Source organism: Rhizobacter sp. LjRoot28 (assembly GCF_964253025.1).
Lineage (GTDB): Bacteria > Pseudomonadota > Gammaproteobacteria > Burkholderiales > Burkholderiaceae_C > Rhizobacter.
Map to the genome: position 1 here is coordinate 3,845,208 of NZ_CAXUQC020000001.1, position 15,359 is coordinate 3,860,566.

Here is a 15,359-nt window from a genome sequence, read left to right on the forward strand (position 1 = left end):
CCCGGACTCAGGAGCCGGCCGGCCGCGCCGGCGGCGGCTGGAACACCACTTCGCCGTCCAGCGCATAGATGACGCACGGCTTGCCGGCCGCACGCTCGCAAGCGACAAGCGCCCGCTCCTGCGGGTCGGCCGGCACGTCGGGTTCAGCCTTCGACACGCCCGAAGCCACGGCGCTTGCGCCGTTGTCCGAGAGCGCGAAGGCTCGTGGATACGGTGCCTTGAGGAACTCCTGCCGGAAGCGCGCCTGGCCCGCTTCATTCAGGAACGGCACGCGGTCCGAGAAGCCGAACGCCGAGCGGGCGGGATTGGCCGGCACCGTCATCGCCGGCTTGAAGGTGATCGACGGGCCGCGCGGCACCAGCGCCTTGGCCAGCGGACTGGGCTTGCCGTCGGCCACGGCCTTTGCCGCAGCCGTGTGTCGCTCGGGCAGCTCCAGCCAGTACGAGGCCGGGATGGCGAAGTTGAGGTTCTGCGCCGACTCCTCGCGGGCGGTGGCCGACGTGATGCCGATGAGGCGGCCCTGCTCGTCGAACAAGCCGCCACCGCTGGACCCGGACGAGATCGGCGCGGTGGTCTGGATCGTGCGCAGGCGACCGGCGTCGTCATTGCGCAGGCTCGACACCAGGCCGGAACTCAGGGTCAGCTCCAGGCCGAGCGGCGAGCCGACGGCGTAGGCCGGCTGCCCGACGGCCAGGGCCTGCATGCTCGCCAGGCTCACCGACGGGGCCTTCAGTTGCGGCGCATGCAGCTCGCAGATGTCGCGCTCCGGGTCGGACAGCCGCAGCGTCGCCTCGACGGAGGTCTTGCCATGCGACAGCACGATGCGCGACGCCCAGAAGAGCACGTGGCAGTTCGTCACCGCGGTGCGTTCATCCACCACCACCGCACTGCCTTGCCGGTGGCGCAGGCCATCGCGGTCGTAGGTGCGCACGTGCCACACGCTGGGCGAGACCTTGGCGAAGACCTCGGCAGGTGTCAGCGCCTGGGCCGACGAGAGGCTCCCGAACGCCAGGGCCAGTGTCGCGACTTGCCGCGCCAGGGCGTCGGGAGCGAATGCAGGCATCTTCATGGCGTGGCACTCCCGGCAGCGGGCGGTGCGGTGGCGGCGTCTGCCGCCGGGATTCCGACCGAAGCCGCGAGCGGCCGGCAGAACTGGCCACCGCCGTCGCGTCGACGCACCGTCAGCTCGAGGTTCATGTTGTCGGGGTCGGTGGCGTCGTAGAGCTCGGTCCAGCAACTCTTGCCGTCGTTGCGCACGGTGAGCACGTAGGTGCGGCCGGTGCGCGGCAGGAACGAGAGCACGGTTCCGCAGGTCTTGCGTTCGGCCGTGAGGATGAAGGACTGCACCGTGGCCAGGCGCTCGGCCCGCAGCAGGGTGGAGGGCGCGGTCGATTCGGAGTTGCCGACGGACAGGCGCCGGGCTGCGACACATTGCTGCGCCCCGTCGAACAGGTAGAGCCCGTAGGTGTCCTTGGGCTGCAGGCCGCCGCGCACCAGCAGCCGGGCGGCGTAGGGCCCGGACTCGGGCGCATGGTCACGGATCGGCGCCGCCGGTGGCTGCGCGCAACCCGCGAGCACCGAGGCCGCCGCCAGGACGAAGGACACGCCGCGAGGCGGGGCGGACAAAGCCGGCATGACGATCTGGGCGGGTTGAGGATTCGCAGGATTACAGCATGCGGCCAATGCTTCCCGGCCACTGCCGGGCAACTCGCGCGCGGCGACTCCGCGAAGGATTGGGCAGAACCCTCTGCCTTGCGACGACCGGCCGCCGCTGTTGCCGCCGCAACAACAAAGCGTTCCCCCGAGGCATCTTTATCCACCTGCGGGTCCGTCCTAAATTGAGCCCATGCCTTTCGCACCTCACCTGGAACCCACCATGACCCGCCTCTCCCGCACCGCCCTCTTCTCGGCCACGCTCGCCGTCGCCTCCCTCAGTGCAGTCTTCCTGCCGCTCGCCGCTTCCGCCGCGGCCCCGGACGACACACGCGCATTGCATGCGGCCCATGTGGAACGGATGCAGCGGATCGGTCGCACACCGCGCTACGACGAACTGCCGGCGTCACCGTCGGCGGCTCGCCTGCCGGCCGATGCCGAGGCCCGGCAGCGGGCGTGGGAGACCCGCCAGCGCCTCGCAGGGCGCACGCCCCTGTGGAACGAGCGGGCCCCTGCAGAACCTGCGCCGGACGCCCCGGCCCGGGACGCCGCCGACGCCCTGGCGCGCTACAAGGCACGTGCCACGGCGGCGGGCCGCACGGTGCAATGGCATGAGTGGCACGCGCAGGAACTGCAGGTCGCCCGGACCGGGCACGCCGCGCAGGACCTGGCGGGCTTGCCGGCGCCAGCGACGCACTGACGTCCCGGCGGGTCCGAACGCCCAATGCCCGCCGCCTCGTCGGCGGGCCTGTTCGGAGAATCCATCAGGCCGGCACGTGCGCCTGACCCGCCATCCGCAGCGCCCGCTGCGCTCGATGAGCCCGGACTCCGCCAGGTGACCACCGGGCACGGCCGGCCCCGGCGGCCGCCCGGCGCCCGCGCGGCTCCCCCACACCGCCCCGCCCTCACTGGGCGCTTCGGCACCCCGGCCACGGCATCCCCCGACCGGCCGATACCCATGACGCCCGATTCCAGGCACAGTCACATCCAGGGTCTGCCGCCGGTCGGCGCGTCACCGCAGGGCGGAACGTCGCGCACGATCTGACAGATTCAGCCCGCGCGGGCTTGGCGCGCTCCAGTTTGCGCGCCGTCCGCCGATGCTTGGCGTTAGCAAGTCCGGTGTCCATCGCCATGAATCCGCCATCCTCCACCCCTGCCCTGCTGCGCGGCGCGTCAAGCCACCCTGACCCGGAGCGGGCCGTCGCGGAGTTCCGCGCCCAGGTCGGCCGTCCGGATGCAGCCGTCGTCGTCTTCTTCTGCGCCACGGCCTACGCCCTCGATCGCATCGCCGCCGCGATGCGCGAGGCGTTCCCCGGCATCACGGTGATCGGCACCACCACCGCCGCCGAGATCGGGCCGCAGGGCTACGCCTCGGCCTCGCTCTGCGGGTTCTCACTGGCCGGGCCGGACTTCCAGGTGGCCGTGGGCACGTTCGCGGCACTCGAGGAATTCAGCCCCGCAACCGGCGCCACGACCACCTCCCGGCTCGTCGGCGAACTGGCCCGCAGCGGACCGCTCCCCACCGGCGAGAACACCTTCGGCTTCCTGATGATCGATGGCACCGCGCTGCGCGAGGAGCGGGTGGCCCACGGGCTGCATTCCGGCCTGGGCGACATTCCGATGTTCGGCGGCTCGGCGGGCGACGGCCTCGATGTCGGCCGGGAGACGCGCGTCTTCCACGACGGGGCGTTCCATGTCGACCATGCGGTGCTGATGCTCGTGCGCACCACCCGCCGGTTCAAGGTCTTCAAGACGCAGAACTACGAGCCGACCGACATCAAGATGGTGATCACCGGGGCGGATCCCCGCACCCGCACCGTGCAGGAGATCAACGGCGACCTCGCGGCGCGCGAATACGCACGCCTGACCGGCATCCCGCTCGACCAGCTCGACTTCAATACCTTCGCCCGCTATCCGGTGGGCGTGGTGCGGCGCGGGCAGTACTACCCGCGCTCGATCGGCTGGGCCAACCCGGACCACAGCCTGACCTTCGCCTGCGCCGTCGACGTCGGCGTGGTGCTGTCGCTGGCCAGGGCCACCGACTACGTCGAGACCCTGGCCGCGCAGTTGGCCGCCGTCCGTGCGGAGATCGGCGCACCCGCACTGCTCATCGCCTGCGACTGCGTGTTCCGGTACCACGAGATGCGCCGCGAAGGGCTCATCGACCAGGTCGGCGTCCTGATGCGCGACCACCATGCGGTGGGCTTCAGCACCTACGGCGAGCAGTTCAACGCCATGCACGTGAACCTGTCGCTCACGGGCGTGGCCATCGGGCACTGACATGGACGACGAAGTCGATCTCCACCGCACCGTGCGCGAGCTGCGCGAGCGGATCCGCCGTCTGGAGAAGACGAACAGCGTGCTCATGCAGTCCGCCGAGGGACGCGCCGAGGCCGAAGAGAATGCCTACGACCTGTTCAAGGCGAACGGCACGCTGGAGCAGCTGGTGGGCGAGCGAACGGCCCGCCTGCAACGCACGCAGGATGCACTCCAGCGCACGCTGTCGCTGGTGCGGGCCACGCTCGACTCCAGCCTGGACGGCATCATCGCCATCGACCTCGAAGAGAACGTCGTGGACAGCAACCAGCGCTTCAGCGAGCTGTGGCGGCTGGATGCCTCGCTGGTGCGCACGGCCAGCGGCGGGCAGCTCCTCGGGCTGCTGGCCCGGCAGGTGGTCGACCGCTCCGGATTCATCCGCCGCATCCAGGGCCTGCACCGTGACGACGCCTTCGACCGCGAGGCGGCCTTCGAGATCGACTGCATCGACGGCCGCACGCTCGAACTGCGCTCCGCCCCGCAGCGCATGGACGGCCACACCATCGGGCGCATCTGGAGCTTTCGCGATGTCACCGAGCGCAAGCAGGCCGATGAGCGCATGCGCTACCTCGCCACCTACGACAGCCTGACCGGGTTGCCCAACCGGGCGCACTTCCATGCCCAGTTGCAGGCCATGCTGGTCGACGCCCAGGCGGAGGACAGCCACATCGCCGTCATGTTCCTGGACCTGGATCACTTCAAGGCCGTGAACGACACCCTCGGCCATGCGACGGGAGACCTGCTGCTGCAGGAGGTGGGTCGGCGGCTGCAGGGCTGCGTGCGGCAGACCGACCTCGTCGCGCGCCAGGGAGGCGACGAGTTCGCCATGGCGCTCGGTCCCGCCTGCTCGCGCGAAGCCGCCGGACTGATTGCGGCGAAGGTGCTACAGGCCTTCGCGTCGCCCTTCCAGCTCGGCGAGCACGTGGTGAACAGCGGCACCAGCATCGGGATCGCGTTCTCACCTGACGATGGTCGCGACGCCGACACGCTCATCCAGCATGCCGACGCCGCCATGTACCTCGCCAAGACAAGGGGCCGAGGAACCGCCCGCTTCTTCGACCCCGGCGAGGTGTCGTAGCGCCGGCGCGCCTCAGCGCGGCGTGGCCGTGGGCTCGATGGCCCGCGCCTGCTTCAGCTGCTCGGGCGTCAGGCTCTCCGTGGAGACGATGGTGAGCGAAGGCGCGGCACCGGTGGTGGCCCCGCCTTGCGGCTGCAGCGACGCGCTGACGCTGTCCGGGAAGACGTACATGGCGCCGGTGACCGGGTCCACCGCCAGCATGCCGATCAGGCCGCCGAAGAGCACGTTGCCGATGTACCAACCGCTGAGCGTTCCGGTGACGGTCAGCTCCTGCGGCGCGTAGCCTTCCATCGCCAGTTCGATCTTGTAGATCTCCGGCTTGAAGTAGCCGGCACCGCGGGCGAGCGTCAAGGTGACCGGCGTCGTGCCGGTATGGACCTTGATGCCGGCCCGGTTCGTCACCGAGGCGGTCGCGCCTTCCGGCACGCTGCGGATGACGATCGACTGGGTGCTGCCATTGAAAATGCTGGCGCAGCCGGACAAGGCCAGGAGTGCTGCCGCGGCAGCGAAGGTGCGTTTCATGGTGATTCCTCCCCGTTGTTGTTGAGCGCGGAAGGCTAGCCATTCGTGCTCACGCCGGCAACGTCGCGATGGGGTCGATGCCGTCGCTGTGGTGCCTCATCGACACCGGCGCAAAAAGCCGCACTCCCGTGAGGAAGTGCTCATCCCGCGCCGCGTGTCGCGGCACGGTGTCGACACCCGTCAGTCGGGGCGTCGCGCGCGCACCGCCCAGGCGCGCGCCGTGAGTGGCACGCTGCCGTCCGCGGCAATCGGCAGGCGGGCGCGCAAGGCCGCGGCCAGTTCCACGCGGGCGTCTGCCGTGAGCGATGCGACGTACGTCGGCGCGGGGCCCTGCCCGCCGAGAAACGGTGTCCAACAGGCTTCGAAGGTCTCGAACGGCGTGGCCACGTCGAGCGGCATCACCTCGACATCACGCCATCCTGCCGTCGTCAGCGCGGCGAGCAGGGCGGGCGGGCGGCACAGGGGAAACCGCACGCCCTCGTCGAGCGCCTTGGCGCGCGGGTCGAGCGATGTCGCGGCGGCCCAGAAATGGCGAAGCAGGGCCATGCCTTGCGCGTAGTCCCACACGTAGGCAGCGAGCTGGCCGCCCGGCACCAGCACCCGGTGCATCTCGGCGAGGGCCCGAGGCAGATCGGGCAGGAAGTTCAGCACCAGCCCCGACACCACCACATCGACCGAGGCGTCGGACAAGGGCAAGGCCTCGGCACCGGCCCGGCACAGCATCACCTCGGGCGGCAGGCCGTGTGCTGCAGCGGCAAGGAAGCCGGCCGAGGGATCCACGCCGACGAGCGCGCGCGGTTCGGCGCCGTCAAGGATCGCCCGGGACAAGGCGCCGGTACCGCAGCCGATGTCCAGCCACCGCAGCCCGCCCGGCAGGGCCAGCCACTCGATGAAGTCAGGCGCCACGCGACGGCTCCAGCGGCCGACGAACGCCTCGTAGGCACTGCCGACCTGCCACGCATCGGCGGGTGCCGGTGAACCGGGTGCGGGCGCCATGGCGGATGCGTCAGTCGGTCGGCACGGTGAGGCGGCCGCGTGCAGGCAGGGCTCAGCGCGCCTGCGGCGTGAGCACGGCCATGGTGAGGCGCGACACGCAGGTGACCTGCCCCTGGTCGTTGGTCATCTCGATCTGCCACACCTGGGTCGTGCGACCCACGTGGATGGGGCGGGCCGTGCCGGTGACCCAGCCGTTGGCGACAGCACGGATGTGGTTCGCATTGATGTCGAGCCCGACCACCCGGCTGCCGGCCGGTGCCGCGTACGCCGCACCGACGGAACCCAGCGTTTCGGCCAGCACGACCGACACGCCACCGTGCAGGATGCCAGCCGGCTGGCGCGTGCGCTCGTCCACCGGCACCCGGCCCTTGAGGTAGTCGTCGCCGACTTCGAGGAACTCGATGCCGAGGTGCGAAGCGGCGGTGGCTTCGTTGGACTTGCGGACACGTTCGACGCTGATGTCCTGTTGCCAGATGGCTGCCATCGGGGAAACTCCTGTTCAAAGAGAAGGCGCGCGGCGGCACGGATGCCGGCCTGGCCGAGGCCCGCAGGTCCAGGCCGATCGACCTTAGCAGAAGCTCGGGCGGGTGGGAGGTCGCGTGCGCGACTCCCCTGTGACTTTGACCATTTCCTCGCAGTTCCCGTTAGTGATGGCTTTGCACTTCAACCGGAGAGTCAGTTGCTCGGTCTGCGGCCTGGTTTCCCATCGCTTTGCACTTCGTCCGACTGTTTCGCTACGAGCTGCACTTTGTCGCGATTTTGAAGACGGTCTTTCGATGATGCCGCTGGGCCCAGCGCATCGCGTCGCCAACGTCAGAGCTTGACGGCGACGTCGAGCTTGCGATGCACAAACGACACGAGCGCGAAGATGTCGAGCGCGTCTTGCTCGGGCATTGGCCAAGAGACCTTGGGGGCGTGCGCAATGGGGTTGCGAATCGCGCCGAATAAGCCGATCAACAGGTTGCTGAAGCCCTTTTGCTCACTGAGCTCGGTCTCTGTCTTGAGGCTGCTGATGGCAAGGATGGGCGTCTTTGTCGAAAAACTTTGGTTGACGAGCTCCGCTCCGTCCGACGCGAGTCCAGACATCTGCCGAATGCGTTCCGCCACCCCCTTGACCGCCTCCAGGACGGCGTGAAAGTAGTTGTCGGTCAGCAGCTCGGCCCGACAGTAGACGAAGACCTGAGCGTGAGTTCCACGCCCCTCAAGCTTGGATTGGAGACGCTTCGCCCGTGCGACCGCCCCTGCGACTGTCATTTCACGAGTCGTCGTGATGACTTGGCCTCGTTCATTCACGCCGAACCCAGCCAAAGACAGGGCGACATTCAAGTTGTCTTGGCGCCACTGAAACATCTCGGGAGCGCGAACATACTTCGCCGGAGCCATTGCCCGGTTGATGAACATGATCACATGGTTTCCCAGTTGATGCTGGTGTTGCACGCAAGCTAAAGCATTGAAGAGCCTCTTCCACTTCGTCGCGGCAGGGTGCGTGTCTGCCACGGCCATATCGGCGAGGATTGCGCCGATTTCCGGTCCGGTCAGACCTTCCGACGTATCAGCGAGAACCCTGCAAACCGCCTCGAGGAGCGCTGAATCAAAACAAGGGATTCGGTTCATGTTGCTCGGCAACGGTTCGTATGGCCCGAGATTATCGGAGGGCTCGCGACGAGACACTCGGTGGACAACCGAACGGAACCTTCGGCGGCACGTCCGCTATGCACAGCGAAACCGGCCATCCGGCCCGTCTCAGTTCTCGATCCACTCCGGCCGCAATTTGGGAAAGCTGGTCCGAATCCAAGCGGCGAACACGTTGACTTGCGGCGCGACGTGGGTTCGACTCGGGTAGAGCAGTGAAACAGGTCGAGCGCTCGGTCGGAACTCCTGTAAAACCTCCACGAGCGCACCGGAAGCAAGCTCGCGATCGACCATGAACCCCGGCAGCTGAACGATCCCGAACCCCGCGACGCCGCACTGCACATACGCGTGCGATTCGTTGATGCTGACCCGTCCGATGGCATTCACACTGGTCTCTTGGCCCGCGTCTTTGAACAGCCACGGCAGTGGCCGCCGGCTCTCCCCGGACATGAACTTCACACCCCGGTGCGCGTTGAGGTCGGCGAGCGATTCGGGCGTACCCATCCGCTCCAGGTACGCGGGCGCGGCGCAGGTGACCATCTTGACGGCACCGATGCGGCGAGCCACCAGCGTCGAGTTGGTCAGATCACCGATGCGGATGGCGCAGTCGATGCCTTCGGCCACCAGGTCGACGAGCCGGTCCGTCACGCCAAGACCCAGCTCGATCTCGGGGTACAGCGCGGCAAAATCGTTCAGCGACTCGAAGAACGGCAGTTGCCCGAACACCGATGGCAGGTCGATCCGGAGCCGGCCGCGCACGGGCCCGCCGGCGCTGCCGAACATGGCGGTGGCGGTGGCGACGCTGCCCAGGATGTCCTTCGCACGGTCGTAGAAGGCTTCTCCTTCGGAGGTGAGCGTCACCTTCCGGGTCGTGCGGTGCAACAGCCTCGCCCCAATCTGTCGCTCCAGTTCCTGGATGACCAGCGTGGCCTGCGGTCGGCTCATCTGCATGGCGTCTGCCGCCTTGGTGTAGCTCCCGACCTCGGCCAGCTTCACGAACACTTCCATCGATTGCAGGAGTTCCATCGGTACCTAGGTGAGCTCGGCCCTTGCCGCTGGGAAAGTGTAGGCGGCGGGCACTCGGTCCGCACACGTCATTGTTTCGAGCCGACATAACAGTGTTGTCTCCGCCCGGGCATTTGTCCGCCGGCGTGCGACTCGCAAAATTCCAGTTGTGCATCCGGCTCCCGGGTGCTGGCTCGCTCACTGCTGGAGACATTCATGAAAGCTTGGCTACTCAAAGACTTCGGTCTCGACAACCTCGAACTCGGGGAGACCCCCACGCCGAAGCCCGGCCCGGGTGAACTGCTGGTCAAGGTGGGCGCCGTGTCGCTGAACTTCCGCGACAAGGCCATCGTCGACGGCATCTATGAACCGCACCTCGTGCCCAAACCGCTCATTCCCGTGAGCGACGCTGCCGGCTCCGTGGTCGAGGTGGGTGATGGTGTCACACGCTTCAAGGTGGGGGACCGGGTCAACTCGCATCTGTACTCGCGCTGGATCGAAGGCACGCCGAAGCCTGACGAGCCCGCCTACTGTTTCGGTTCGCCCCTTCCGGGCGGGCTGGCCGAGTACATGCTGATCCACCAGGACAGCGCCGTAGGTGCGCCGGACAACATGTCGGATGTAGAGGCCTCGACGCTCCCGATTGCTGCGCTCACCGCCTGGTATTCGCTGGTGGACGTGGCCAACGTTCAGCCGGGTCAGTTCGTGCTGGTCCAGGGCACGGGCGGTGTCTCGATCTTCGCGATCCAGCTGGCCACCGCCATGGGGGCCAAGGTGATCGTCACGTCCAGCCGAGACGAGAACCTCGACGCGGTGAAGAATCTCGGCGCCTGGGCCGGCATCAACTACCGCACGACGCCCACGTGGGAGCAGGAGGTGCTGAAGCTGACCGACGGCAAGGGCGCCGACGTGACGCTCGACGTGGCAGGCGGCGACGGCATCAACCAGTCGGTGCTGGCCACCAAGGTGGGCGGCATCGTGGCCCAGATCGGATTCATGACCGGGCAGACATCGAAGCTCGACCTCATGCCTCTGATCTTCCGGCAGACGAGCATCCGCGGCATTGCCGTGGCCCCGCGCACGTCCTTCGATCGAATGAACGTGTTCCTCAACGAACACAAGATCCGACCGGTTGTGGACCGCGCGTACGACTTCAAGGATGCAAAGCTGGCCTACGAGCACCTGGCCCGCGGTCCGTTCGGCAAGGTGGTGATCAAGATCAACTGAACCCGCTTCGCGGCGCGGTGTCGACAAGGCGATGGACCCCCACCGCCTTTTTTGTTGGCCGCACTGTTTCGAAATTCCGGTCCAGTGCATTCCCTGTGGGCGCATCGCCAGCAAGCAAGGCGACATCTAGATTTAAGTCTGGCAATTTCGCCTCTCCACACAGGATGCTTCTCATGTTTTCGTCTGGTGCTTTCAAGGCCACCCGCAGGATCGTTCCGGCGCTGCTGTTGTCCCTTCTGTCCGCGACCCCTCAGGCTTGGGCCGCTGAGCCGCAGCAGGTTCCCGGCTTCTACCGTCATTCCGTGGGCGACTACCTGGTCACCGCCGTGTACGACGGCTACGTCGGCCTCGACCCCAAGGGTTTGACGGGCCGCACACAGGGCGAGATCCAAGCCCTGATCGCCCGGGAGTTCCAAGCCAAGGTGCAGCCCATCCAGACGGCCGTGAACGCTTTCCTGGTTCAGATGGGCGACAAGTTGATCCTTGTCGACTCGGGATCGTCGGACTGCTTCGGCCCGACGATGGGCCAGATGGTCAAGAACATCGAGGCCGCTGGCTACAAGCCGGCGGACGTGCAGGCGGTGCTGCTGACGCACATGCACCCCGACCATGCCTGCGGTGTGACCAACCCCGACGGCACCGCAGCGTTCCCGAATGCCACGGTGTGGGCCGAGAAGAAGGACGCGGCCTTCTGGCTGAGTGATGCCAGCGCCGCGAAGCTGCCGAAGGACCAGGCCGTGTTCGTGAACATGGCGCAGAAGGCGATCAAGCCCTACGCCGCCGCGGGTCGCTTCAAGGAGTTCACCGCAGACCAGCAGGTGTTCCCCGGAGTGCGCGCCGTGGGTTCGCACGGTCACACGCCGGGCCACACGTCGTTCCTGCTGCAATCGCAAAAGGACACCCTGCTGATCTGGGGCGACATCGTGCACTTCCATGCCGTTCAGCTTCCCCATCCCGAAGTGACCATCGAAGTGGACGTGGATCCGAAGGCGGCGGTTCAGTCGCGCAAGGACATCCTGGCCCAGGCTGCGGACAACGCTTGGCTGGTCGCTGCGGCCCACCACCCGTTCCCCGGCATCGGCCATGTGCGACGTGAGGCCGTCGGCTACAGCTGGGTGCCCACAGAGTACGCGGATGTTCGTCGCCAGGAAGTGAAGAAGGCGAATTGATCATCTCGTCGGGCGAGGAGGCCGCAGGAGCGGCTTTCCTCCTCCTTGCCCCCACGATAGGTGACATCGCTCAGCGGCTGCCGCTTCAGCAACGAGGCCAACATGACAGTTCAAGATTCGTCTCAGCCGTTCACGCGGCATCCAGGATTCAGAAGAACCTTCGCGCCCAATGCGCTGACGGTCGGCTTCATCCTGCCCTTGGAGGCGTATCCCAACACGCCGGCGCCCACGATGCGCGACCACGCGGAAGTCACCCGGCTGGCGGACGATCTCGGCTTCGCCGCGCTCTGGGCGCGGGATGTGCCGACGTACGATCCGAGCTTCGGCGACACGGCGCAGGTGTTCGACCCGCACGTGTACCTGGGCTTCCTGGCAGCGAACACGAAGAACATCGCGATCGGCACGGCGGCCTCTGTGATTGCGCTTCGGCACCCGGTGAACGTGGCAAAGCAGGCCGCCTCCATCGACGCCCTGTCCGGCGGACGCATGCTGCTGGGTGTCGCGTCAGGGGACCGACCGTCCGAGTACCCGCTCTTCGGCGTGGGGGCGGACTACGAGGTCCGAGGTGATCGCTTCCAGGAGGCCTTGGCCATGGTTCGGCTCGCCTCGGAGCAGCGGTTTCCGGTGGGAGGTTTCAAGCGGTTCGGCACGTTCTCAGGCGATCTGGACATCTTGCCCAAGCCCGTCGTCGGCTCGCTCCCCACGATCGTCGTCGGTAGAAGCCGGCAGGAGCTGCCATGGCTTGCCAAACACGCGGACGGCTGGATGTACTACTTTGTGGATCAGCGCAAGACCCAGCTTATCGCAGAAGCCTGGCGCGCGGCTGTGGAAGTCCAATCGCCGGGCACGTTCAAGCCGTTTGCCCAGGGGCTCTTCTTCGACCTGCTCGACGATGCGAACGCTCCGGTGCAGCCGATTCACTCCGGCATGGCCGCAGGTCGCAAGGCGTTGGTAGAGTACCTCCAACGCCTGCGGGCGAGCGGTGTCAATCACGTTGCACTGAACATGAAGTCGTCACGGCGGCCTGTAAGGGAGGTGCTCGAAGAACTCGCCGAGTCCGTATTGCCAACGTTTCCTTCCCGCTCCTAGCCGCCGAACTAATGGATCGCTTTCAGGCGAACGCAGCCGTCTGGATACGCAGCATTCGCGTTGGCAGCAAGTCACAGAAGACGGCCCCTCGGGGCCGCTTCTCATTGACGTGGCGCTTGCAGTACCCGCCGTTAACTTAGCGCCTGCGGTGACTGCAGACGAATCGTTAAAGTCACACCCCAACCGGTCCCGGGGTGCGCGACGCGGCAGGCGCGAAGGGTTCGAGGCCTGGCCAGTGGCCCGGTTCAGCCGCCCCGGGCCCGGTCGGCCGCACGCTCGAGGGGAAGCGTCTCCATGAAACCGGTGGAGCCCCATGGGCCGCCAAGCTGCGAATCCGACGCGAAGGCCGACTCGAAGAACAGGCTGTCTCCGGCTTCGGGCCGCCAACGCCGGTCCTCGGCGGCCAATGCGGCCTTGATGCGCGTGCGGTGCGCCTGCAACTGGCGTTCGAGTTGGAGCCGAAGCACGTGCAGCTCAGGATGGCGGCCGAGCATCACGTCGAGCTGGCGCAGCGCCACCTCCATGGCGCGAGGCGGCAGCTTGGCGAACGGGTCGGCGGGATTCAGGATGCAGGACGACTCCACCAAGGCCAGGTGCCGCATGCGACTGCGCGCCATGGGGTGGCGGTCGAGCGCCTGGGTGAGCGCGGCAAGTGGAACCGGAACCGACCGCATGGCGGGCGCCACGGCCGGGGCGCGCGGCACCTTGACGGTCGCGGGCGCCGGATGCGGTACCGCTCTTGGTGCGACCTGGTTGACCGGCTCAGCAGGACGCCCGAGCGCGCGGTGTGCCAATGCGGCGAACCGGCTGCGCCATGACGGGCGGGCGCCCTGCGCGTCGGAGGAGAAGTCGGCGGTGGCTGCGGGCAGGGTCGTCATGGCAGGCGTCGTGGTGCGGCATTGTCGCTGTCCTGCGTTTCACAACCGCTACGGGCAAACACGAGGCGAAGAAAAAGACCGAAGCGTGCGGTTTCGCACGCCTGCGCCGGGCGAGATCAGGTGCAACTGCCTGCCCGAACCGCCTTCGCCGCAACGGCTGCGCGGACAGCGTGGCACCGGTCGGGTCTCCCTCGATCGAGGGAGACGCACGCCTTGCAAAGAGGCGCACGATGTCCGCTGCACCACCGAACAGGGAGACCGCCATGGCATCAGCATCCCTCGGGCGCCTCGTCGCCATCACCGCCGTCGCCCTCTGCAGCGCGGCCGCCGCCCAGCCCACCGTCGTCCTCGTCCGGCACGCGGAACTGGAGGGCCAGCAGATGCAGCTGCCTCCCAGCACGCCCCTGTCCGAGGCCGGGCGACAGCGGGCCGAGCGCCTGGCCCAGTTGCTGTCGCAGGCGGGCGTGAGCCGCATCTACGTGACGGACGTGTTGCGAACGCAGCAAACCGCGCAGCCACTGGCGGACCGCAGCGCGGCGCCGGTCACCCTCATCGCCAAGCCGGACACGGCCGCACTGGTACAGGCCCTGCGGACGACGCCGGACGGAACCGTCGTCGTCATCGGCCATTCCGACACGCTGCCCGCCGTCATGGCGGCACTGGGTGGCCCCGCCGACCTGAAGTTCGCCGCGGGCGACCACGGCAGTGTCTTCATCGTCACGCCGCGGCCGCAGGGTGCAGCCTCGGTGCTGCGGCTCGCGTACTGACACAGCCGACGCACCGACTCATCGACGCTTCGACGCGTCGGTGCGTCGGTGCGTCAGGGCGTGGGTCCGTCTTCAGTCTTCCGGCTTGCGGGCCTCCAGCGTGAGCGATTCCAGCGCCAGAAAGCCCTCCGGCATGCGGTCGAGGTTCTCGACGCCACGCAAGGCCGGGTCGGTGCTCTCATTGAGAGGCAGCGCCTGCACCTCCGCGAAACCGGCGTCGAGCAGGGCGGCCCGCAGGCAGCGCTCGTCGTAGATGAACTGGTGCCCCCAGTCCCTCACGTAGTTGTTGATGACGAAGAGCGCATCGGCCTGCGGGGCGTTCGGCACGAAGGTCGCACACGCCCATTCGATGTACGCGCGCTGCAGCGGCGAAGGCTCGGCCGAAGTGGCATACAGGCGCACCAGGAACGCGAAGTCCGGCGTCGTGATGCGCACGCGGCCGCCGGGCCGCAGTACACGGAAGACCTCGCTCAGCATCACGGCCCCGCCGGCATGCGGAACGTGTTCGATCATGTGCTCGCTGAACACCGTGTCGAAACTGTTCGACGGCAGCGGGAACCGGCACGTCGCATCCAGGCACAGCACGCTGCGCGCTCTCGGCTCGTAGTCCGCGTTCAGCCAACCGTCGAGCAGGTGCGGGCCGCAGCCGATGTGCAGGCGGCGCACGGGATGCTCAGCCAGGTAGGCCTGCACCAGCGTTTCGTCCACCCGACCTGCATGCCGCCCGGCTTGGCGCAACGAGCGGCGCCAGGCACGCGCAGCATCGCCGAGGCCCGAGCGCCGCAGCATGCGCTTGATCGCCGCACGCGCCCGCGAATCGGGAATGGGCGCCACCGGCGCCAGCAAGGGGATGGCCATGTCTTCCTCCGTTCCGGGTCGTGGGAGCTGCCTCGCCATGCCCGGACCGGGCGCGCAGTGCCCACCGCGCCAGCAGGATGCCGGATGGAGGGGTGACGAACCATAGGCGCTGTCGCTGCTGCATTCAATGCCTTTCGGCGTGGCGAAGCGAACCTAGGGGGACACCTCT

16 protein-coding genes are annotated in these 15,359 nt (G+C 67.7%); 7 read left to right on the plus strand and 9 right to left on the minus strand.

From position 1 onward, the window contains the following. Positions 1–7 precede the first annotated feature (7 nt). Both ACSQ2F_RS17540 and ACSQ2F_RS17545 read right to left on the minus strand, forming a co-directional pair. Positions 8–1,069, minus strand: a complete 1,062-nt coding sequence (locus ACSQ2F_RS17540) for a S1C family serine protease (protein ID WP_436025146.1) — start codon at positions 1,067–1,069, stop codon at positions 8–10. Then, entirely contained in the window at positions 1,066–1,605 is a 540-nt protein-coding gene (locus tag ACSQ2F_RS17545) for a hypothetical protein (RefSeq protein WP_436025148.1), read from the minus strand. Before ACSQ2F_RS17545 ends, ACSQ2F_RS17540 begins: the two co-directional genes overlap by 4 nt. 271 nt (positions 1,606–1,876) lie before the next feature. On the opposite strand from ACSQ2F_RS17545, the gene ACSQ2F_RS17550 reads away from it, so the two are divergent. From ACSQ2F_RS17550 to ACSQ2F_RS17560, 3 genes are all read left to right on the plus strand, one after another. Beyond that, positions 1,877–2,353, plus strand: a complete 477-nt coding sequence (locus ACSQ2F_RS17550; protein ID WP_436025150.1) for a hypothetical protein — start codon at positions 1,877–1,879, stop codon at positions 2,351–2,353. 431 nt (positions 2,354–2,784) lie between these two features. Then, a complete protein-coding gene (locus ACSQ2F_RS17555) occupies positions 2,785–3,933 on the plus strand; it encodes an FIST N-terminal domain-containing protein (protein WP_436025151.1) in 1,149 nt (382 codons plus the stop codon). A 1-nt stretch (position 3,934) separates the two neighbouring features. Next, positions 3,935–5,047, plus strand: a complete 1,113-nt coding sequence (locus ACSQ2F_RS17560) for a diguanylate cyclase domain-containing protein (protein ID WP_436025153.1) — start codon at positions 3,935–3,937, stop codon at positions 5,045–5,047. 12 nt (positions 5,048–5,059) lie between these two features. Here the strand turns inward: ACSQ2F_RS17560 and ACSQ2F_RS17565 are convergent, their stop codons facing one another. The 5 genes from ACSQ2F_RS17565 to ACSQ2F_RS17585 form a co-directional block, all read right to left on the minus strand. Continuing rightward, entirely contained in the window at positions 5,060–5,569 is a 510-nt protein-coding gene (locus tag ACSQ2F_RS17565) for a PEGA domain-containing protein (RefSeq protein WP_436025155.1), read from the minus strand. A 180-nt stretch (positions 5,570–5,749) separates the two neighbouring features. Then, a complete protein-coding gene (locus tag ACSQ2F_RS17570) occupies positions 5,750–6,565 on the minus strand; it encodes a class I SAM-dependent methyltransferase (protein ID WP_436025156.1) in 816 nt (271 codons plus the stop codon). A gap of 52 nt (positions 6,566–6,617) precedes the next feature. Continuing rightward, complete coding sequence (locus ACSQ2F_RS17575) at positions 6,618–7,049, minus strand: hotdog fold thioesterase (RefSeq protein ID WP_436025158.1); 432 nt, start codon at positions 7,047–7,049, stop codon at positions 6,618–6,620. 329 nt (positions 7,050–7,378) lie between these two features. Next, positions 7,379–8,179 (minus strand): TIGR02391 family protein, encoded by an 801-nt coding sequence (locus ACSQ2F_RS17580; RefSeq protein ID WP_436025160.1) that lies wholly within the window; start codon positions 8,177–8,179, stop codon positions 7,379–7,381. A gap of 129 nt (positions 8,180–8,308) precedes the next feature. Then, positions 8,309–9,223, minus strand: coding sequence for a LysR family transcriptional regulator (locus ACSQ2F_RS17585; protein WP_436025162.1), 915 nt, complete (start codon positions 9,221–9,223; stop codon positions 8,309–8,311). Positions 9,224–9,418: 195 nt separating this feature from the next. On the opposite strand from ACSQ2F_RS17585, the gene ACSQ2F_RS17590 reads away from it, so the two are divergent. The 3 genes from ACSQ2F_RS17590 (at position 9,419) to ACSQ2F_RS17600 (ending at position 12,687) form a co-directional block, all read left to right on the plus strand. Continuing rightward, positions 9,419–10,429, plus strand: coding sequence for a zinc-dependent alcohol dehydrogenase family protein (locus tag ACSQ2F_RS17590; RefSeq protein ID WP_436025164.1), 1,011 nt, complete (start codon positions 9,419–9,421; stop codon positions 10,427–10,429). Between the two features lie 173 nt (positions 10,430–10,602). Continuing rightward, positions 10,603–11,598 carry an MBL fold metallo-hydrolase gene (locus ACSQ2F_RS17595; protein ID WP_436025166.1) on the plus strand — a complete coding sequence of 332 codons (996 nt, stop codon included), beginning with the start codon at positions 10,603–10,605 and terminating at the stop codon, positions 11,596–11,598. A 60-nt stretch (positions 11,599–11,658) separates the two neighbouring features. After that, positions 11,659–12,687, plus strand: a complete 1,029-nt coding sequence (locus ACSQ2F_RS17600) for an LLM class oxidoreductase (protein WP_436025168.1) — start codon at positions 11,659–11,661, stop codon at positions 12,685–12,687. A 245-nt stretch (positions 12,688–12,932) separates the two neighbouring features. Here the strand turns inward: ACSQ2F_RS17600 and ACSQ2F_RS17605 are convergent, their stop codons facing one another. Beyond that, on the minus strand, positions 12,933–13,565 hold the full coding sequence (locus ACSQ2F_RS17605) for a hypothetical protein (RefSeq protein ID WP_436025170.1): 633 nt from the start codon (positions 13,563–13,565) through the stop codon (positions 12,933–12,935). A 263-nt stretch (positions 13,566–13,828) separates the two neighbouring features. Between ACSQ2F_RS17605 and ACSQ2F_RS17610 the strand changes: the two genes are divergently transcribed. Continuing rightward, positions 13,829–14,332 (plus strand): phosphoglycerate mutase family protein, encoded by a 504-nt coding sequence (locus tag ACSQ2F_RS17610; protein WP_436025172.1) that lies wholly within the window; start codon positions 13,829–13,831, stop codon positions 14,330–14,332. Between the two features lie 72 nt (positions 14,333–14,404). Here the strand turns inward: ACSQ2F_RS17610 and ACSQ2F_RS17615 are convergent, their stop codons facing one another. Next, positions 14,405–15,190: a class I SAM-dependent methyltransferase gene (locus tag ACSQ2F_RS17615; protein ID WP_436025174.1), complete on the minus strand. Its 786-nt coding sequence runs from the start codon at positions 15,188–15,190 to the stop codon at positions 14,405–14,407. Positions 15,191–15,359 lie beyond the last annotated feature (169 nt).